Here is a 19,029-nt window from a genome sequence, read left to right as displayed (position 1 = left end):
GCCGGCTAACGTTTTGCGAGCCCCGATGCGATATCGGCGCGCAACAGCTCGGCAAGCTCGCGGGCGGCCCTGTTCTCGGCATCGCGGATCGCCCGCAGCTTGGCGAATTCCTGGACCGGAAAGTCGACCAGCGCCACGACCTGGCGCCTGCCGGAGCGAATCGTCTCGCCGGAATCGGACCGCGTCAGGTTGTAGTCGGCCGTCATGACGATGCGGCCGGCGCGGGCTACGTCGTCCGACGAGGACACAAGCACGTCGACTGCGCGCGACGCGACGTTCAGTTCGAGGTGATAGGGGGCTGTGCTCGGCTCGCCGGCACCGCCGCTGAGGAGAAAGATCAGTTCGTTGCGAACGCGCTGCTCGACGCGATCATCCGCCTCCGAGACGGAGACGGCTTCTCCGGCGCCGGCCGTTGGGGTCGAATACAGCGGCCGGACCTGGCAGCCGGCGGTGACGGTAAGGGCCAAGAGGCCAAGCGTTGCAATTGCGAACTTTCTCAAGCCCCTATCGTCAGACAACAACATTCACGATCCTCTGTGGGATGACGATGATCTTCTTCGGCTTCTGGCCGCCCAGGACGGATTGAACCTGCTCCAGTGCCAGAACGGCCGTCTCGATTGCCATCTGATCTGCGTCGCGGGCGATTGTCAAATCCGCCCGCTTCTTGCCGTTGATCTGGACCGGGAGGGTGATTTCGTTCTCGGCCACCAGCGCGTCATTGTAAGCCGGCCACGCGGCCCGCGCGACGAGATCCTCCCCGCCGATCACCGCCCAGCATTCCTCCGCCAGATGCGGCATCATCGGGGCAATCATGGCGATCATGATCTCCGTGGCGTCGCGAACCGCGGCGGTCATGGCGTCGGTCGACTTGCCCTCGGCCACCGTCGCCAGCGGCCCTGCCAGCACATTCATGAACTCATAGATCCGCGCGACGGCTTTGTTAAACGCGAGCTTGTCGTAGTCGGCCTGCACCGCCTTCAACGTCCGGTGGGCGGCGCGCGACACAGCCAAAGCGTCGCCATCGGTGCCGGGCCGCGACGGAGACGCTTTCAGCGCGGGGGAGGCTGCGGAGATCAGACGCCAGACGCGCTGCACGAAACGATGGGCGCCTTCGACACCGGATTCAGACCAGATCACGTCGCGATCCGGTGGCGAATCGGACAGTACGAAGAAACGCGCCGTGTCCGCGCCGTAGGAGGCGATGATGTCGTCCGGGTCGACGACGTTCTTCTTCGACTTCGACATCTTCTCGATCGAGCCGATGGTAATCTCTTCGCCGGATTCGATGTGGATCGCCCGGCGCCTTCCCTCGATCTCCTCGATGCGGATCTCGGCCGGTGTCACCCAGTCGCGGCCGCGCTTGTAGGTCTCGTGCACGACCATGCCCTGGGTGAACAGCCCCTTGAAGGGTTCCTTCAGGTCGAGATGGCCGGCCACCTGCATCGCGCGGGTGAAGAAGCGGGAATAGAGGAGGTGCAGGATCGCATGCTCGATGCCGCCGATGTACTGATCGACCGGCAGCCAGGCGTCGGCCGCCGCGGGGTCGGTCGGCCGTCTTTCCCAGGGGGCGGTGAAGCGGGCGAAATACCAGGACGAATCCACGAACGTGTCCATGGTGTCGGTCTCGCGCCGGGCGTCCTTGCCGCATTGCGGGCAGTTGACGTGCCGCCAGGTCGGATGGCGGTCGAGCGGGTTGCCCGGACTGTCGAAAGAGACATCGTCCGGCAACTTCACCGGCAGGTCCTTGGCCGGCACGGGCACGACGCCGCAGGCCTCGCAGTGAATGATCGGAATCGGGCAGCCCCAATAGCGCTGGCGGGAGATCCCCCAGTCGCGCAGGCGGAAATTGACCTTGCGCTCGCCCTGCGGCGCGTTGCCGAGCGTCGTCTCCGCAAGTCGCTTCGCGACCTCCTCGAAGGCGGCCTCGGTCGAAAGCCCATCCAGGAAGCGGGAATTGATCATCACGCCGTCGCCGACATAGGCCTCGTCTGCGATGGCAAACGTCGCCGCGTCGGCGCCCTCCGGCATGACGACCGGCACCACCGGAAGGTCATACTTGCGGGCGAAATCGAGGTCGCGCTGGTCGCCCGACGGGCATCCGAAAATGGCGCCGGTGCCATAGTCCATCAGCACGAAGTTGGCGACATAGACCGGCAGTTCCCAGTTCGGGTCGAACGGATGGCGGACCCGGATACCGGTGTCCAGTCCCTTCTTCTCGGCCGTCTCGAGGGTCGCAAGCGACGTTCCTGCCCGGCGGCACTCCTCACAAAAGGCTGCGATATCGGCGTTGTGGCTTGCGGCGTCCTTTGCGAGCGGATGGTCGGTCGAGATGGCCAGAAACGATGCGCCGAACAGCGTGTCGGGGCGCGTCGTGTAGACCGTCACCTCGCTGGCACCGGTCAGGCCGGCCTGGTGTGCGATCTCCCAGCGAATCATCATCCCGTCCGATCGCCCGATCCAGTTCTTCTGCATCAGCCGGACCTTTTCCGGCCACTGGTCAAGCGCCTCAAGCGACTGCAGCAGGTCTTCCGAGAAATCGGTGATGCGGAAGAACCATTGCGTCAGCTCGCGCTGCTCCACCAGGGCGCCGGAACGCCAGCCGCGGCCGTCGATCACCTGCTCGTTGGCCAGCACGGTGTTGTCGACCGGATCCCAATTGACTTTCGATTGCTTGCGATAGACCAGACCCTTGTCGAGGAAGTCGAGGAACAGCCGCTGCTGGTGCTGGTAATACTCGACGTCGCAGGTGGCGAACTCGCGCGACCAGTCCAGCGACAGGCCCATGGCCTTCAACTGCGCCTTCATCGAGGCAATGTTCTGGTAGGTCCAGGTGGCGGGATGGACGCCGCGCTCCATCGCCGCGTTTTCCGCGGGCATGCCGAAGGCGTCCCAGCCCATCGGGTGCAGCACGTTGAAGCCGCGGGCGCGCTTGTAGCGGGCGACGACGTCGCCCATGGCGTAGTTGCGCACATGGCCCATGTGAATGCGCCCGGACGGATACGGGAACATCTCGAGGACATAGTACTTTTCCCGCGGATCGTCGTTCTTGGTCAGAAAGACGTTCTCTTCGTTCCATTTTGCCTGCCAGCGGGGCTCGGCATCGCGAGGGTTGTAACGTTCGGTTGCCATGTCGTCGATTTGTCCGAAAAGCTGTGGGCCAAGCCCATGAGAATATGTGGCGAGACCTTCACCATGAAACCGCGATAGCGTCAAGTTTGGACCGTCCCTCGGGTCCCGAACGCGCCTCAAGCTAGGCCCGCCCTTGGCAAGCGGGACCGATTTCGCTAGGTCCGGACACACGATCAGATATCGGAGGCTGGGCATGGAACTGGAAGAGCGTCTCAACGAGGTTCGCGGTCGAATCCGCAAGGCATGCCTGGCTGCCGGCCGTGCGCCGGACGCGGTCACCCTTGTTGCCGTGTCGAAGACGTTCGATGCCGAGGCGATCCGTCCGGCGATTTTTGCGGGCCAACGGGTGTTCGGCGAAAACCGCGTTCAGGAAGCGCAAGCCAAGTGGCCCGGGCTGCGCGCCGAGACGCCCGATCTGGAACTCCGCCTGATCGGCCCGCTGCAATCGAACAAGGCAGCGGAAGCGGTGGCCCTGTTCGATGTGATCGAGACCGTCGATCGGGAGAAGATCGCCAAGGCAATTGCGGCGGAGATTCAGCGCCAGGGCCGGTGCCCGCGCCTGTTCGTCCAGGTCAACACCGGCCTCGAGGCCCAGAAGGCCGGAATAGCGCCGGCGGATGCCGCCTCGTTCGTCACCCTCTGCCGGTCGCTGGGTCTCGATGTTGAGGGTCTGATGTGTATCCCGCCCGTCGAGGAAAATCCCGGCCCGCATTTCGCGTTGCTTGCCAAGCTCGCAAAACAATCAGGCGTCGAACGGTTGTCGATGGGAATGTCGGGAGACTTTGAAACGGCCGTGGCCTTCGGTGCGACGAGCGTCCGCGTCGGGTCGGCCATTTTCGGCTCGCGCTAACACGAATTGGAGCAGCGCTCTGGCGATCTGGCTGTTTTGCGCCCGGTCGTGATGATTGGCCATGCGACCGCCAAGTCCGGGTGCGTCTAGCCCAATGGTCTGGCTTCCCTGGGTGGAGGGAGTTTTCTATTCTTTTCCTTCGGAGGGGCCGTCGCGACGGCCAGGCAAATTCCGGAGGAGCAGCAGCATCATGGCGAACAGATACGCAGCCACCTACGCGCAATGGCAGGCGGATCCGTCCGCCTTCTGGGCGGAAGCCGCCGGCGCGATTGACTGGTTCAGGGCGCCGGCCATCGCCTTCGACGGCGAGCGGGGCGTTTATGGACACTGGTTTCCCGATGGCGAGGCCAACACCTGCTACAACTGCGTCGACCGCCATGTCGCCGCAGGCCGGGCTGACCAGCCCGCATTGATCTACGACAGCCCGGTGACCGGCCGTAAGCGCCATTTCACCTATGCCGAAATGCTGGCAGAGGTGCAGGCGATCGCGGCGGTGCTGACCGATCTCGGTGTCGCGCGCGGCGATCGCGTCATCATTTACATGCCGATGGTTCCGGAGGCGGTCTTCAGCATGCTCGCCTGCGCGCGCATCGGCGCGGTCCACTCGATTGTTTTCGGCGGGTTTGCGGCGAACGAGCTGGCCACCCGCATCGATGATTGTAGGGCGAAGATCGTCATCACGGCAAGCTGCGGCATCGAGCCCGGCCGCGTGGTTGCCTACAAGCCATTGCTTGACGCCGCAATCGAGATCGCTGCCCACAAGCCGGAGCGTTGTCTCATGCTGCAGCGTCCCGAACTCGAGGCCCCGCTCGTTTCGGGGCGCGACGTGGATTTCACCGCAGCCGTCGCTCGGGCCAAGCAAGGCGGGCTCACCGTGTCCTGCGTTTCGCTGCGCGCGACCGACCCGCTCTATGTCCTCTATACGTCCGGAACCACCGGCCAGCCAAAGGGGGTGCTGCGCGACAATGGCGGCCACATGGTGGCGCTGGCCTGGAGCATGAAGCACTTCTACGGCGTTCAGCCCGGGGAGGTGTTCTGGGCTGCGTCGGACATCGGCTGGGTGGTCGGCCATTCCTACATCGTCTATGGGCCGCTGTTGAACGGGAACACCACGGTCCTTTACGAAGGCAAGCCGGTCGGCACGCCGGATGCCGGCGCCTACTGGCGGGTGATCGAGGAGCATCGGGTCAGCGTCCTCTTTACCGCGCCGACGGCGTTTCGCGCCATCCGCAAGGAAGACCCGTCCGGGTCACTGATCCCGAAATACGACGTGAGTTCGTTGCGCGCGCTGTTCCTTGCCGGCGAGCGGGCCGATCCGGACACGCTCCAATGGGCGGAAAAGGTCCTGCAAGTGCCGGTCATCGATCACTGGTGGCAGACGGAGACCGGCTGGCCGATGGCCGGCAATCCGCTCGGTCTGGGGCTTCTGCCGGTGAAGCACGGTTCGCCCACGGTCCCCCTGCCCGGCTATGCCATCGATGTGCTTGATGATGCCGGCCATCCGGTCGCGCCGGGCACGCTCGGCAATATCGTCGTCAAGCTACCCCTGCCCCCGGGCTGTCTGCCCACGTTCTGGAACGCCGACGACCGCTTTCGCGCCACCTGCCTGGCCGAATTTCCCGGCTACTACAAGACCGCCGACGCAGGCTACATCGATGAAGACGGCTACATCTTCATCATGGCGCGCACCGACGACATCATCAATGTCGCGGGGCATCGCCTTTCCACCGGCGCGATGGAAGAGGTCTGCGCCAGCCACCCGGACGTTGCCGAATGCGCCGTCATCGGCATCGCCGATGCGGTGAAGGGGCAGATCCCGGCCGGTTTCCTCGTTCTCAACAGCGGTGTTTCACGTGAATCATCCCTCATCGAGCGCGAGGTGGTGGCGCTTGTGCGCGAGCGCATCGGGCCGGTTGCGGCCCTGAAGACCGTCGTCTGCGTCAAGCGCCTGCCAAAGACGCGCTCGGGCAAGATCCTGCGGGGTACGATGCAGAAGATTGCCGACCGGCAGGAGTGGCGAATGCCGGCAACGATCGACGATCCGGCCATTCTCGATGAAATACGCGAGGCGCTGGCGACACGTGGTATCGGCGCCTGAAGCATGTCGCCCGCAAAGCGCAAGGTATGCGCTGCGCCCAATGAACCATAAAAAAAGCCCGGTCCTTGCGGCCGGGCTGCTGTTCTGTGCTTCGACGAGCGGTCAGAGATCGTCGTCTTCGTCCTCGGGGCGCGACGACTTCAGCGACTTCAGCTTGGCGAAGACGGCGTCGGCGTCGATTTCCTTCTCCTCCTCGCGCTCATGGCCGCCATAGGGCAGCTTCTCGGTTTCCTGGGCGGATTCGAGCGTTGCGCCAAGCTCTGCGGCGGTCGGCAGCGGCCGGCCCTTGGAGGCGCGCTCGACCTCGAGATCGAGATCGATCTGCGAGCACAGTCCGAGGGTAACCGGATCCATCGGTGTCAGGTTGGCGGAATTCCAGTGGGTGCGTTCGCGGATCTGTTCGATCGTCGACTTGGTCGTGCCGACGAGCCGCGAGATCTGGGCGTCCTTCAGTTCGGGATGGTTGCGCACCAGCCAGAGGATGGCGTTGGGTCGGTCCTGGCGCTTGGAGACCGGGGTGTAACGCGGTCCCTTGCGCTTCGATTCCGGCACGCGCACTTTCGGCTCGGACAGCTTGAGCTTGTGATTCGGATTGGCTTCGGCACGAGCGATCTCGTCGCGGGACAGCTGGCCGGTGGCGATCGGGTCGAGACCTTTGATGCCCTGGGCCGATTCGCCGTCGGCGATCGCCTTGACCTCAAGCGGGTGCAGCTTGCAAAACTGGGCGATCTGGTCGAACGACAGCGCCGTGTTGTCAACCAGCCAGACGGCGGTCGCCTTTGGCATGAGCAGTTGTTGAGCCATGGATACAGTCCTTTGTCCGTCCGCGCCGGTGTCGCGGGCCGTGGGGTCTAACCACTGATTTCCGGGAATTCGGCATCTCTATACCGCCACTATCGCAGAAATGCAATTCTACAAGTAACAAATGACCTTTGTCTAATTGCCGTAAGGGTTTGAGTTGATATGAATGGTGCTGACCGATTGGGCCGGAGGCCCGAGCACCGCATGAGGAGGAGTTTATGTCTGCTAAGACCTATCCGGTCCTGAAATCCGCGAAAGGCCGGGCGCTGATCGACAGCGACACCTATCAGAAATGGTATCGCGAGAGCGTCGAGAATCCGGAGCGCTTCTGGGACAAGCACGGAATGCGGATCGACTGGTTCAAGCCCTATACGAAGGTCAAGAACACATCCTTCACCGGCAAGGTTCCGATCAAGTGGTTCGAGGACGGCGTCACCAACGTTTCTTACAACTGTATCGACCGCCATTTGAAGGCGCATGGCGACCAGGTGGCGATCATCTGGGAAGGCGACAACCCCTACATCGACAAGAAGATCACCTATAACGAACTGCACGAGCATGTGTGCCGGCTGGCGAACGTGATGAAGAAGCACGGCGTCAAGAAGGGCGACCGCGTGACGATCTACATGCCGATGATCCCCGAGGCGGCCTATGCGATGCTTGCCTGCGCGCGCATCGGCGCGATCCATTCGGTGGTGTTCGGCGGCTTTTCCCCGGATGCGCTCGCCGGGCGTATCGTCGACTGCGAATCGACCTTCGTCATCACCTGCGATGAGGGCGTGCGCGGTGGCAAGCCGATCCCGCTGAAGGAGAACACCGACACGGCCATCGACATCGCCGCCAAGCAGTATGTCATCGTCAATAAGGTTCTGGTCGTCCGCCGGACCGGCGGCAAGACCGGCTGGGCCCCGGGGCGCGATCTGTGGTATCATGAGGAGGTCGCGAGCGTCCCGCGGGAGTGCCCGCCGGCGAAGATGAAGGCGGAAGACCCGCTGTTCATCCTCTATACCTCCGGCTCAACGGGCAAGCCCAAGGGCGTGCTCCACACCACGGCCGGCTATCTCGTCTATGCGTCAATGACGCACAAGTATGTCTTCGACTATCACGACGGCGATATCTACTGGTGCACCGCGGACGTCGGCTGGGTGACGGGGCATTCCTACATCGTCTACGGTCCGCTGGCGAACCGGGCGACGACGCTCATGTTCGAAGGCGTGCCGAACTTCCCGGATGCCGGCCGTTTCTGGGAAGTGGTCGACAAGCACAAGGTCAACATCTTCTATAGCGCGCCGACGGCGATCCGCGCGCTGATGGGTGCCGGTGATGCCTTCGTCAAGCGCTCTTCCCGTTCATCCCTGCGCCTGCTCGGTTCGGTTGGCGAGCCGATCAACCCCGAAGCCTGGGAATGGTACTACAACACGGTCGGCGACGCCCGCTGCCCGATCGTGGACACCTGGTGGCAGACGGAAACAGGCGGCATCCTGATCAGTCCCCTGCCGGGGGCGACCGACCTGAAGCCGGGTTCGGCGACGCGGCCGTTCTTTGGCATCAAGCCGCAGCTCGTAGACAATAAGGGCAATGTGCTGGAGGGGGCGTGTGACGGCAACCTCTGCATTGCCGACAGCTGGCCAGGGCAGATGCGGACGGTTTACGGCGACCACCAGCGGTTCATCCAGACCTACTTCTCCACCTACAAGGGCAAGTATTTCACCGGTGACGGCTGCCGGCGCGATGAGGACGGCTACTATTGGATCACGGGCCGCGTCGATGACGTGCTCAACGTGTCCGGCCACCGCCTGGGCACGGCGGAAGTCGAATCGGCGCTTGTTTCGCACCACCTTGTGTCCGAGGCGGCCGTTGTCGGCTATCCGCACGGCCTGAAGGGTCAGGGCATCTACTGCTATGTCTCGCTGATGGCGGGCGAGGAAGGGACGGATGCGCTGCGTCAGGACCTGATCAAGCACGTCCGAAAGGAGATCGGGCCAATCGCCACGCCGGACAAGATCCAGTTTGCCCCGGGCCTGCCCAAAACCCGCTCCGGCAAGATCATGCGCCGGATTCTCCGCAAGATTGCCGAGGACGATTTCGGCGCGCTTGGCGATACTTCAACGCTCGCCGATCCGGCCGTTGTCGAGGATCTCATCGCCAACCGCCAGAACCGGGCGGCTGGCTGACCGGCGAAAGCGGGCAGAGACCGTTCCCTGGCCGTCGCTTGCGGGGAACGGGCCACCCGGCGGCGCGCTTCCCTGCCCGCCGGTAGGAACAGGCCTCTCGTTTCGGCAAGATCATGGGCCTGCGGGTCAGTTCCCGCCGGCACACGGGCGCTTCCGGCCACCGTCATAGGGTGAGACAAGGCCTGCTGCGATGAGGTCGTGAGCCGGATTCCGGCCATCGGCGAGATGGACGTCGGCAACCACCCTGCCGAAATATTTGTCGCCTGACACCTCGGTCAGGAACAGCGGATCACCCCCCAGGACGAGCCTAGACAGAAGGTCTCGCGCGGTCCGAGCCGCCGATCGCGCCTCGGCGCAGCGCGACCTCATCTCCGGCGCGTCGATACCCCGCAGGCGCACGAAGACGTCGACGCGCTGTTGCGGCCAGGGGCGGGCCGAGACCAGGATGGTGTCACCGTCGACCACCCGGATGACCTCCGCGGCAACCGGGCCCGCGATCACGTTGGTCGTGGTGTGGTCGGCGGCACGGACGGTGGCATGGACCAGAAACAGGCTGGTCACGGACAGTATCAACGCGGATGGTGGCGTAGGGATCGACATGAATAGGAAGATATTCCGCAATTGCGCCGCACGCAATAGGAAATCACACCTATCAAAAGTCGATCGCGCGGCCGTTAATCTCCCAGTCGCCGAACCGCGCCGGGTCCAGCCCGCCGCGCCCGCCGACTTCGCGTGGCAGCGGCACCGGCTTCTGGGCGGCGCGGCGCGCCTCGGCCTCCTTCAGCGCGCGGACGGCCGCGGGGGGAAGTACGCGGCGGCCGTCGCCGCCGGAATTGTCGTTGTCGCTCTGCATCGCACCTGTTCACCGTGAGATATTGAAGATCGGCTTCGCCTCCCCCATCATATAGGCGCAATACCCATGGCGGCAAAGCTTTGATTCACGTGAAACATCGCCACCGCGCTAGCATTGGAGGCAACCATGAATCTCGTCCGCACGGCAATGCTGCTGGCCTTCATGACGGCCCTGTTCATGGCAGTCGGCTTTCTGATCGGTGGAAGAAGCGGCATGCTGATCGCGCTTGTCATTGCTGCCGCCATGAACCTCTTCTCCTATTGGAACTCAGACAAGATGGTGCTGTCGATGTACGGCGCCAGGGAAGTCGATGAGCGCAGCGCGCCGGAATACTACGGCATCGTTCGCGATCTCGCCGCCCGCGCGGGGCTGCCGATGCCACGCGTATACGTGATCAACAGCGATCAGCCGAACGCCTTCGCGACGGGCCGCAACCCGCAGAACGCGGCGGTTGCCGCCTCGACGGGGCTCTTGCAGGCACTTTCCTATGAGGAGGTTGCCGGTGTCATGGCGCACGAACTGGCCCACGTCCAGAACCGCGATACCTTGACCATGACGATCACGGCGACGATCGCCGGCGCGATCTCGATGCTCGCCAATTTCGCCATGTTCTTCGGCGGAAACCGGGAAAACAACAACAATCCGCTCGGGTTCATCGGCATGCTGGTGGCAATGATCGTCGCCCCGTTCGCGGCGATGCTGGTGCAAATGGCGATCAGCCGGACCCGGGAATATTCGGCGGACCAGCGCGGCGCCGAAATTTGCGGCAATCCGCTGTGGCTCGCGACGGCGCTGCGGAAGATCGCGATGGCGGCCGGGCGGATCCCGAACGAGGAGGCCGAGCACAATCCAGCGACGGCGCATATGTTCATCATCAATCCGCTGTCCGGTGCCCGGATGGACAACCTGTTTTCGACCCATCCCGATACCGGCAATCGGATCGCGGCGCTGGAGCAAATGGCGGCCCAGATGCGCCAGACCTCGACGGGACCGGCCGAGGCTGCTAAGGCGGCACGCAAATCGCGCTCCGTTCCGACGACGGGCTGGGGACGCGGTGGTTCGGAGCCACCCAAAGGTCCCTGGTCTTGACGTCTGATCGAAACGAATCGCCCCCGAAACAAAAGCCCGCACCGGCCCGAATTCGTGCCCGGATGACCGAACCACCGGAGAAGCCGGGACTCAAGCCGCGTCAGGTCGCCACGAAGTTGCTCGCAGCGGTGGTTGATCGCCAGACGTCACTGGATGGAATGCTTGACGCGGACAACGGCAATCCCGGCTATCGGGCGCTGACCGAGGCCGACCGGGCGCTGGTGCGCGCGATCCTCAACACCGCCCTGCGCCATCTGCCCCGGATCGAGCTGATCATCAAGTCGCTGGTCGAAACGCCGCTGCCCGAGGGGGCGCGTGCGCTCTATCACGTATTGACGGTTGCGGCGGCACAAATTCTCTACCTTGACGTTCCGGATCACTCCGCCGTGGACCTGGCAGTCGAGCAGGCGCGATCCGACCCGCGCAGCCGCCGCTTCGCCAACCTCGTCAATGCCGTGCTGCGGCGCCTGGCGCGCGAAAAGGGGCGGCATCTGACCGCAACGCAGGCAGTGCCGGTGGTTCCGGCCTGGTTTTTCGACCGGCTGGTGCAGGTCTACGGCGACGATCATGCCCGCAAGATCGCCGAATCGCTGCTTGCGCCAGCGGCGATCGACCTCACCGTCAAGACCGAGCCGAAGGCCTGGGCGACGCGGCTCGGCGGCAGGGTCCTGCCAACCGGCACGGTGCGCCTTGCCGCGTTTGCCGGCCGGGTTCCCGACCTCGACGGCTTTGCCGAGGGTGAATGGTGGGTGCAGGACGCCGCCGCCGCGATTCCGGCCCGGCTGTTTCCGTCGCTCGCCGGACAAAGGGTGGTCGACCTGTGCGCCGCGCCTGGCGGCAAGACCGCGCAGCTGGCGCTCGCCGGCGCGGAGGTCACAGCCCTTGACCAGAATGCAAATCGGCTGAAGCGCCTCAGGGCCAATCTCGATCGTCTCGGCCTGTCGGCCACGACCATCGAGACGAACCTTCTCGATTTCCGTCCCCACAGCCTCTTCGATGCCGTTCTCCTCGACGCGCCCTGCTCGTCGACCGGGACGATCCGGCGCCATCCGGATGTGCTCTGGACGAAGGGGCCGCAGGACATCGCAAAGCTCGCGCAACTGCAGGAGAAGCTGCTTCGGCATGCGCTGACGCTGGTGAGGCCCGGCGGTCATCTCGTCTTCTCCAATTGCTCGCTCGACCCGCGGGAGGGCGAGGAGGTGACCGTCCGCGTCTTGTCCGACAATCCGGGCTGGTCGCGGGTCGCCATCGATCCCGCTGAATGGCCGGGCCTGGAGGAGGCCATCTCGCCGCTCGGCGAGTTTCGCGCCACGCCGGCGATGCTGGCTGGCGATGCCGTGACTGCCGGCGGACTGGATGGCTTCTATGCCGTCCTGCTGCGGCGGCAGCAATGAGGCAATGCGCGTCGTGCGAGCGCAGGACGCGGCGTAGCGGGCGGTCAACCGCAATTTCCCGATCCGGCAATCCGCCGATCAACAACGCCGCAGCACTCGGCGAATTGACGCAACGGCATCCTGTGCCTACCAATGGGCGGCGGGAAAGAGTTTATTAACCATGCGGCTTTCAGACCAGCAGCGGCTTGCCTATCTGTATGGGCGTGAGACGTGGCGGCGCTTTTCGCGGCGATTGGCCGTCGGACGCGTATCGGCGCTGCGCTTTGCCGGCCGCACGCCGGACAAGCTGCTGGTGGCGCCGACGGATCTGCGGCCGGCCGATTCCTTCACGGCCGAGGAAATCATCGCCGGCCGGTTTCCCCTGGCGGGGCGAATGCTCGAATGTGACGGCGAATCGCCCTTCGCGCTGGAACTTCCCTCCGAGGAGTTTGCCTGCCGGCTGCATTCCTTCGGCTGGCTCCGGCACATGCGCATCGCCGACAAGGAAACGGCCCCGTCCGTCGTGCGCGTGGTCGTCGGCGACTGGATCGAGACCCACGGTCGTGTCATCGCCGGCATCGCCTGGCGACCCGAAGTCATCGCCGAGCGCATCATCGCCTGGCTTTCCCATTCTCCCGTCGTCCTGCGCGATGCCGATTATTCCTTCTACCGACGGTTACTGAAGAGCCTCGCCTTCCAGGTTCGCTACCTGCGGCACATCGCCGATACGACGCGCGAAGGCGAGACGCGGCTGCGCGCGCGCATCGCACTGGCGATGGCCTCGATCGCCATGCCGAATTCCGGCTCGACGATCCGTCGCGCCGCCCGACACCTGGATCGCGAACTGGATCGGCAGATTCTCGCCGATGGCGGCCATGTTTCCCGCAATCCCCGCGTCGGCCTGGACCTGCTGTTCGACCTGCTGCCGCTTCGGCAGACCTACGTCAATCTCGGCCACGACGTCCCGCAACGGCTTATTCCCTGCATTGACCGCATCTATCCGGCGCTGCGCTTCTTCCGCCATCAGGGCGGGGAGCTCGCCCTGTTCAACGGCGCCACCTACACGATGGCAAACGAACTGCTGTCGGTGCTGCGCTACGACGAGACCGCCGGCGTTCCCTTTCGCGGCCTGCCGCAAACCGGTTACGAACGGATCGCCGCAGGTGACACCACCATCATCGTCGATACGGGCAAGCCGCTCTCCGTCCCGCTTTCGACGTCGGCGACGGCCGGTTGCCTGTCCCTGGAGATGTCGTCGGGCCGGCACCGGTACCTTGTCAATTCGGGTCTGCCGCGCTTCGCCGGCGACGCGATCCGGCAATTGTCGCGGGCAACCGCTGCCCATACCGTGGCGACATTGAACGATACCTCGTCGGCGCGCATTTCCGCCTCCCGCTATCTCGGCCCGGTCGTCTTCGGGGGCGCATCGAACATCCGGGTCTCGCGCTACGACGGAAACGACGGCTCCGAGGGCCTGAAGGCCAGCCATGACGGCTATCTCGACAATTTCGGCCTGCTTTACGAACGCGACATCTATCTGAACGCCGCGGGCACCGAAATTCGCGGGCGGGAACGCTTCATGAAGCCCCACGGGGAGGTGCCCGCGGGCGGCAAGGACATCGCGGTCGTGCGTTTTCACATCCATCCGGCGATCCGCATCGTTCCTGTGAGCGAACACGAGGTCAGGCTTGTCGCCCATGATGGCGAGAGCTGGGTCTTCTCCTGCCTCGATGTCGCTGTCGTCGAGGAGGAGGATGTTTTCTTTGCCGATCCTACCGGCGTCCGCGCCGCCCGTCAGTTGACGCTGACCATGCCGCTGGCGGGCGTTCCGGAGGCCCAGTGGCTGATGCGGCGCGAACGGCGCTGAAGCCCCGAAATTGTCGGTTTCCTCGCCTGCCCGGCTATGTTAACGGGGCGCATGCACTCCGCCGGCGACATGCTTGGCCGCCGGCCCCTACTCCCGGAGATACCCCATGGCCGTCGCCTCCAAGAAAATTCCCGCCCCCGATCGCGTTCAGGTCAGGACCGCGCTTCTGTCCGTTTCCGACAAGACGGGCATCGTCGACCTCGCACGCGCACTTGCCGGCCAGGGCGTCCGTCTCCTGTCCACCGGCGGCACGCACAAGGCGTTGAGCGATGCCGGCCTGGCGGTCACCGATGTCTCGCAGGTCACGGGCTTTCCGGAGATCATGGACGGCCGCGTCAAGACACTTCACCCGAATGTACATGGCGGCCTGCTGGCGATCCGTGACGATGCGGATCATGTCGAGGCGATGAAGGCGCATGGGATCGAGGCGATCGACCTCGCCGTCATAAACCTCTATCCGTTCGAGGAGGTTCGCGCCAAGGGCGGGGACTACCCGACAACGGTGGAAAACATCGACATCGGCGGTCCGGCGATGATTCGCGCCTCGGCCAAGAACCACGCCTATGTGACGATCGTCACCGATCCCGCCGACTATCCGGCCCTGATTGAGGAGCTTGCGACGGGGGCGACCTCCTACGCCTTCCGCCAGCGCCAGGCGGCAAAGGCGTTCGCGCGTACCGCGGCCTATGACACGGCCATTTCCAACTGGTTCGCCGAAGCGCTCGATATCGCAACGCCGTCCTACCGGACGGTGGGCGGCGTGCTGAAGGAGGAGATGCGCTACGGCGAAAATCCGCACCAGAAGGCGGCATTCTATGTCACCGGCGACAACCGTCCCGGCGTTGCAACCGCCACGCTCCTGCAGGGCAAGCAGCTTTCCTACAACAACATCAACGACACGGACGCGGCGTTCGAGCTCGTCGCCGAGTTCCTGCCGGAGAACGGCCCGGCCTGCGCTATCATCAAGCACGCCAATCCCTGCGGCGTCGCGACGGCGCCGAGCTTGAAAGAAGCCTACGTGCGGGCGCTGGCGTGCGATCCCGTCTCGGCCTTCGGCGGCATCATCGCGCTGAACCAGACCCTTGATGGCGAGACGGCCGAGGAGATCGTCAAGCTCTTCACCGAGGTCGTCATCGCGCCGGATGCCGATGACGCCGCGCGCGCGGTGATGGCCGGCAAGCCGAATGTGCGCCTCCTCGTCACGGGCGGCCTGCCGGACCCCCGGACCCCCGGTCTCACGGCCAAAACCGTGTCGGGCGGCCTTCTGGTGCAGACCCGCGACAACGGCATGGTGGAGGACCTGGAGCTGAAGGTCGTGACCAAGCGGGCGCCGACGGCGCAAGAGCTCGAGGACCTGAAATTTGCCTTCAAGGTCGCCAAGCACGTCAAATCGAACGCGATCGTCTATGCCAAGGACGGACAGACCGCGGGCATCGGCGCCGGCCAGATGAGCCGCGTCGATTCGGCGCGCATAGCCGCGCTCAAGGCGGAGGAAGCGGCAAAGGCGATGGGCCTGCCCGAGCCGCTGACCCGCGGCTCGGCCGTCGCCTCCGAGGCTTTCCTGCCGTTTGCAGACGGGCTGTTGTCGGCGATTGCGGCCGGCGCCACCGCCGTGATCCAGCCGGGCGGCTCGATGCGCGACGCCGAGGTGATCGCCGCAGCCGACGACGCCGGTGTGGCGATGGTCTTCACCGGCATGCGTCACTTCCGCCACTAGGATTTGGCCCCCGCAAGAGGCGCCGGTTTCGGGATTCGAAGAATAAAATGAAGCGCGCGACGCGCTTCGTGGCGCGGGCAAACCCGGGCTCCGGTTTCGAATGACGCCGGAGCCACCTGCATCTAAAGGTTTCCCCCGGCGATAGCGGCCTGAGCCGCATCCCTTGAGCGTCGCGTTATCCGCGCAGACCCGGCGCTTCCTGCCCGGTGCGCGCCACATATTCGGTGTAGCCGCCGCCATATTGCTGGATCCCGTCCGGCGTCAGTTCCAGCACCCGGTTCGACAGGGCCGCGAGGAAATGACGGTCGTGCGAAACGAACAGCATGGTGCCCTCATAGGCCGAGAGCGCCTTGATCAGCATTTCCTTCGTATCGAGGTCGAGGTGGTTCGTCGGCTCGTCGAGGACGAGGAGATTCGGCGGATCGAACAGCATCGCCGCCATCACCAGTCGGGCCTTCTCGCCGCCGGAGAGTACCCGGCATCGCTTTTCGACGTCATCGCCGGAAAAGCCGAAACACCCGGCGAGCGCCCGGAGCGGTGCCTGCCCTGCCTTGGGAAAGCGCTCTTCCAGCCATTGCAGTATCGTGCTGTCACCGTCGAGCAGGTCCATCGAGTGCTGGGCGAAATAGCCAAGCTTGACGCTGGCGCCGATCGACACGCTGCCGGCGTCCGGTGCGGTTGTGCCGGTGACCAGCTTGAGCAGCGTCGATTTTCCGGCGCCATTGATCCCCATGATGCACCAGCGTTCGCGACGGCGGACCATGAAGTCCAGGCCGGCATAGATCGTGCGGCTGCCATAGGCCTTGTGCACATTCTTGACGCTGATGACGTCCTCGCCGGAACGCGGCGCCGGCGGGAAATCGAAGGCGACCGTCTGGCGGCGGCGCGGTGGCTCGACGCGGTCGATCTTTTCCAGCTTCTTTACCCGGCTCTGCACCTGCGAGGCGTGGGACGCCCGGGCCTTGAAGCGTTCGATGAACTTGATCTCCTTGGCCAGCATCGCCTGCTGGCGCTCGAACTGCGCCTGCTGCTGCTTTTCGTTCAGCGCCCGTTGCGCCGCGTAGAAACCGTAGTCGCCTGAATAGGTCGTCAGTGCGCCGGCATCGATCTCGATGATCTTGGTGACGATCCGGTCCATGAACTCCCGGTCGTGCGACGTCATCAGCAGCGCGCCGTCATAGCCCTTCAGAAAGGATTCCAGCCAGATCAGGCTTTCGAGATCGAGATGGTTGCTCGGTTCGTCGAGCAGCATGACGTCGGGCCGCATCAACAGGATCCGGCCGAGCGCCACGCGCATCTTCCAGCCGCCGGACAGCTTGGCGACGTCGCCGTCCATCATCTCCTGGGCGAAGCCGAGCCCCGCCAGCACTTCGCGCGCCCGCCCCTCCAGCGCATAGCCGTCGAGTTCCTCGTAGCGCGCCTGCACCTCGCCATATCGTTCGATGATCGCATCCATGTCCTCCATTCGCTCCGGATCCGACATGGCCGCCTCGAGCTCGCGCAGTTCCGCGGCCACGGCGCTGACCGGGCCGGCACCCTCCATCACCTCGGCGACGGCCGAACGGCCGGCCATTTCGCCGACATCCTGGTCGAAATAACCGATGGTGATGCCCTTATCGACCGAGACCTGCCCCTCGTCGGGCTGCTCCTCGCCGGTGATCATGCGGAAAAGCGTCGTCTTGCCCGCGCCGTTTGGTCCGACGAGCCCGATCTTCTCGCCACGGTTCAAGGCGGCCGAGGCTTCGATGTAGAGGATGCGGTGGCTGTTGGACTTGCTGATGTTGTCGATGCGTATCATGAGGAGGAATGCCCGGTGGGTTGCGGGCCTTCCTATGCCATGCGCCCGTTCCACTGTCACGCACGGCACTTGTTTGCAGTGGCGGGAGCAAGTGCGTGCGCTGCCGGATTGCACCGCGTGTGGCGACAAAGCGGTCGCGGTTCTGTGGGTTTATCCTTGTGCGTTCGCCCGGCACGGTGATGCGGCACGGCTAAAGAGCGGCCGCGGATCGCGGCGCAGGTCTCCGACGGGTCCTACGCCTGAAAACGGTGGTTGGGACTATTCCGCTTCGTTGGCCGGCGCGGCGTTGAGCTGGCCGTATCTTTCGATGCCAAGCTGCTTCAGCAGGCCAAGCTGCGTCTCGAGGAAATCGATGTGGCCTTCCTCGTCGCTGAGAAGTTCCTCGAAGAGCTTCATGCTGACGTAGTCGCCGGCGCCGTGGCAGATGTCGCGTGCATTCTTGTAGGCGGTGCGGGCGGCGTACTCGCCGGCGAGGTCGGCTTCCAGGACTTCCTGAACGTTCTGGCCGATGCGCAGCGGGGCAAGGGTCTGCAGATTGGGATGGCCCTCGAGGAAGATGATGCGGGCCACCAGCTTGTCGGCGTGGTGCATTTCCTCGATCGATTCCTCCCGCTCCTTCTTGGCGAGAAGCGTATATCCCCAGTCCTCGAGGAGACGGTAGTGGAGCCAGTACTGGTTGACGGCGCCGAGTTCGAGAAAAAGCGCTTCGTTAAGCTGCTCGATGACTTTTATGTCGCCTTTCAAGGTCCGCTCTCCTGTTGTCTTCGTGGAGCTGTCTGAGGCGGATCATGAAATCAAATATCTCTGCGTCCGTCGAGGGGCGCCCGGCATGGTACTGCTCGGTCGTGCGCACGATGATGTCGGCGACATTGGGGAAGCAGCCGCAGCAGCGGCCACGCTTTTCCATCGCGTGATAGACCTTTGCCGGCACGATCAATTGCCAGCAGTCCTGGTCGAGGAGTTCGTTGATGACGTCGACGATCTCTTTTTCGCTAATGAAGTTGCAGCTGCAAACCAGCATCTGTCCTGCCTGCCATGCGCAATGCCCTGAGTTTCGGCGATTAAGCAAAAGGGGATAATTGCTGTCAAGATATAACGGGTCGCGTTGCTGACGCATTTGTTTACAGTCATTCTAAACATGAACAAATTTGTCGCGTTTTCAAAATGTTGGAGGCCGCGTCAGGATGGCGTGCCGTGGCAATAGAGGGTTCACCTGGTGATCACTTTTTGTTGCGCCAGATCGGCCGGTTGGTGGGGCAGCGCATGAAGATGCAGGTATG

15 protein-coding genes are annotated in these 19,029 nt (G+C 64.1%); 7 read left to right on the top strand and 8 right to left on the bottom strand.

The window, feature by feature from the left end; all coding sequences use genetic code 11:
- Window positions 1-5: 5 nt before the first annotated feature.
- Together lptE and leuS are read right to left on the bottom strand one after the other, a co-directional pair.
- Window positions 6-524, bottom strand: a complete 519-nt coding sequence (lptE, locus tag JNC62_RS15130) for an LPS assembly lipoprotein LptE (RefSeq protein WP_374839846.1) — start codon at window positions 522-524, stop codon at window positions 6-8.
- Window positions 511-3,129 (bottom strand): leucine--tRNA ligase, encoded by a 2,619-nt coding sequence (gene leuS / locus JNC62_RS15125; RefSeq protein WP_374839845.1) that lies wholly within the window; start codon window positions 3,127-3,129, stop codon window positions 511-513. The genes lptE and leuS overlap by 14 nt, the downstream gene beginning before the upstream one ends.
- A 193-nt stretch (window positions 3,130-3,322) precedes the next feature.
- On the opposite strand from leuS, the gene JNC62_RS15120 reads away from it, so the two are divergent.
- Both JNC62_RS15120 and JNC62_RS15115 read left to right on the top strand, forming a co-directional pair.
- The gene (locus JNC62_RS15120) at window positions 3,323-3,979 is read left to right on the top strand and encodes a YggS family pyridoxal phosphate-dependent enzyme (protein WP_374839844.1); all 657 of its coding nucleotides are present in this window, start codon (window positions 3,323-3,325) and stop codon (window positions 3,977-3,979) included.
- A 190-nt stretch (window positions 3,980-4,169) separates the two neighbouring features.
- Window positions 4,170-6,077, top strand: coding sequence for a propionyl-CoA synthetase (locus JNC62_RS15115; RefSeq protein WP_374839843.1), 1,908 nt, complete (start codon window positions 4,170-4,172; stop codon window positions 6,075-6,077).
- Between the two features lie 102 nt (window positions 6,078-6,179).
- Here the strand turns inward: JNC62_RS15115 and JNC62_RS15110 are convergent, their stop codons facing one another.
- On the bottom strand, window positions 6,180-6,881 hold the full coding sequence (locus tag JNC62_RS15110; protein ID WP_374839842.1) for a DUF1013 domain-containing protein: 702 nt from the start codon (window positions 6,879-6,881) through the stop codon (window positions 6,180-6,182).
- A gap of 215 nt (window positions 6,882-7,096) precedes the next feature.
- On the opposite strand from JNC62_RS15110, the gene acs reads away from it, so the two are divergent.
- Window positions 7,097-9,052 carry an acetate--CoA ligase gene (gene acs, locus JNC62_RS15105; RefSeq protein WP_374839841.1) on the top strand — a complete coding sequence of 652 codons (1,956 nt, stop codon included), beginning with the start codon at window positions 7,097-7,099 and terminating at the stop codon, window positions 9,050-9,052.
- A gap of 126 nt (window positions 9,053-9,178) precedes the next feature.
- On the opposite strand, the gene JNC62_RS15100 is transcribed toward acs, so the two are convergent.
- The gene (locus JNC62_RS15100; RefSeq protein WP_374839840.1) at window positions 9,179-9,613 is read right to left on the bottom strand and encodes a thermonuclease family protein; all 435 of its coding nucleotides are present in this window, start codon (window positions 9,611-9,613) and stop codon (window positions 9,179-9,181) included.
- Between the two features lie 91 nt (window positions 9,614-9,704).
- Window positions 9,705-9,905: a DUF1674 domain-containing protein gene (locus JNC62_RS15095; protein WP_374839839.1), complete on the bottom strand. Its 201-nt coding sequence runs from the start codon at window positions 9,903-9,905 to the stop codon at window positions 9,705-9,707.
- A 126-nt stretch (window positions 9,906-10,031) separates the two neighbouring features.
- Here JNC62_RS15095 and htpX point away from each other — a divergent pair, with 126 nt between their 5' ends.
- The 4 genes from htpX (at window position 10,032) to purH (ending at window position 15,951) form a co-directional block, all read left to right on the top strand.
- Window positions 10,032-10,994, top strand: coding sequence for a zinc metalloprotease HtpX (htpX, locus tag JNC62_RS15090; RefSeq protein WP_374839838.1), 963 nt, complete (start codon window positions 10,032-10,034; stop codon window positions 10,992-10,994).
- A 62-nt stretch (window positions 10,995-11,056) separates the two neighbouring features.
- On the top strand, window positions 11,057-12,388 hold the full coding sequence (locus JNC62_RS15085) for an RsmB/NOP family class I SAM-dependent RNA methyltransferase (RefSeq protein WP_374839837.1): 1,332 nt from the start codon (window positions 11,057-11,059) through the stop codon (window positions 12,386-12,388).
- Between the two features lie 160 nt (window positions 12,389-12,548).
- Window positions 12,549-14,234 carry a heparinase II/III family protein gene (locus JNC62_RS15080; RefSeq protein WP_374839836.1) on the top strand — a complete coding sequence of 562 codons (1,686 nt, stop codon included), beginning with the start codon at window positions 12,549-12,551 and terminating at the stop codon, window positions 14,232-14,234.
- Window positions 14,235-14,340: 106 nt separating this feature from the next.
- Complete coding sequence (gene purH, locus JNC62_RS15075; protein ID WP_374839835.1) at window positions 14,341-15,951, top strand: bifunctional phosphoribosylaminoimidazolecarboxamide formyltransferase/IMP cyclohydrolase; 1,611 nt, start codon at window positions 14,341-14,343, stop codon at window positions 15,949-15,951.
- A gap of 175 nt (window positions 15,952-16,126) precedes the next feature.
- Here purH and abc-f read toward each other — a convergent pair whose 3' ends face one another.
- The 3 genes from abc-f to JNC62_RS15060 form a co-directional block, all read right to left on the bottom strand.
- Window positions 16,127-17,749 carry a ribosomal protection-like ABC-F family protein gene (gene abc-f, locus JNC62_RS15070; protein ID WP_374839834.1) on the bottom strand — a complete coding sequence of 541 codons (1,623 nt, stop codon included), beginning with the start codon at window positions 17,747-17,749 and terminating at the stop codon, window positions 16,127-16,129.
- A 258-nt stretch (window positions 17,750-18,007) separates the two neighbouring features.
- Window positions 18,008-18,493 carry a bacterioferritin gene (bfr, locus tag JNC62_RS15065; protein WP_374839833.1) on the bottom strand — a complete coding sequence of 162 codons (486 nt, stop codon included), beginning with the start codon at window positions 18,491-18,493 and terminating at the stop codon, window positions 18,008-18,010.
- Window positions 18,459-18,770: a (2Fe-2S)-binding protein gene (locus JNC62_RS15060; protein ID WP_374839914.1), complete on the bottom strand. Its 312-nt coding sequence runs from the start codon at window positions 18,768-18,770 to the stop codon at window positions 18,459-18,461. The genes bfr and JNC62_RS15060 overlap by 35 nt, the downstream gene beginning before the upstream one ends.
- Between the last annotated feature and the right edge of the window lie 259 nt (window positions 18,771-19,029).

Origin of the sequence: Mycoplana ramosa (assembly GCF_041930185.1) — a bacterium.
GTDB classification, from domain to species: Bacteria; Pseudomonadota; Alphaproteobacteria; order Rhizobiales; family Rhizobiaceae; genus Mycoplana; species Mycoplana ramosa.
This window is presented reverse-complemented; position numbering and strand designations above follow the sequence as displayed.

Coding starts and splice junctions, on each gene's coding strand:
- lptE (WP_374839846.1), bottom strand. CDS start 524: ATGTTGTTGTCTGACGATAGGGGCTTGAGAAAGTTCGCAATTGCAACG.
- leuS (WP_374839845.1), bottom strand. CDS start 3,129: ATGGCAACCGAACGTTACAACCCTCGCGATGCCGAGCCCCGCTGGCAG.
- JNC62_RS15120 (WP_374839844.1), top strand. CDS start 3,323: ATGGAACTGGAAGAGCGTCTCAACGAGGTTCGCGGTCGAATCCGCAAG.
- JNC62_RS15115 (WP_374839843.1), top strand. CDS start 4,170: ATGGCGAACAGATACGCAGCCACCTACGCGCAATGGCAGGCGGATCCG.
- JNC62_RS15110 (WP_374839842.1), bottom strand. CDS start 6,881: ATGGCTCAACAACTGCTCATGCCAAAGGCGACCGCCGTCTGGCTGGTT.
- acs (WP_374839841.1), top strand. CDS start 7,097: ATGTCTGCTAAGACCTATCCGGTCCTGAAATCCGCGAAAGGCCGGGCG.
- JNC62_RS15095 (WP_374839839.1), bottom strand. CDS start 9,905: ATGCAGAGCGACAACGACAATTCCGGCGGCGACGGCCGCCGCGTACTT.
- htpX (WP_374839838.1), top strand. CDS start 10,032: ATGAATCTCGTCCGCACGGCAATGCTGCTGGCCTTCATGACGGCCCTG.
- JNC62_RS15085 (WP_374839837.1), top strand. CDS start 11,057: ATGACCGAACCACCGGAGAAGCCGGGACTCAAGCCGCGTCAGGTCGCC.
- JNC62_RS15080 (WP_374839836.1), top strand. CDS start 12,549: ATGCGGCTTTCAGACCAGCAGCGGCTTGCCTATCTGTATGGGCGTGAG.
- purH (WP_374839835.1), top strand. CDS start 14,341: ATGGCCGTCGCCTCCAAGAAAATTCCCGCCCCCGATCGCGTTCAGGTC.
- abc-f (WP_374839834.1), bottom strand. CDS start 17,749: ATGATACGCATCGACAACATCAGCAAGTCCAACAGCCACCGCATCCTC.
- JNC62_RS15060 (WP_374839914.1), bottom strand. CDS start 18,770: ATGCTGGTTTGCAGCTGCAACTTCATTAGCGAAAAAGAGATCGTCGAC.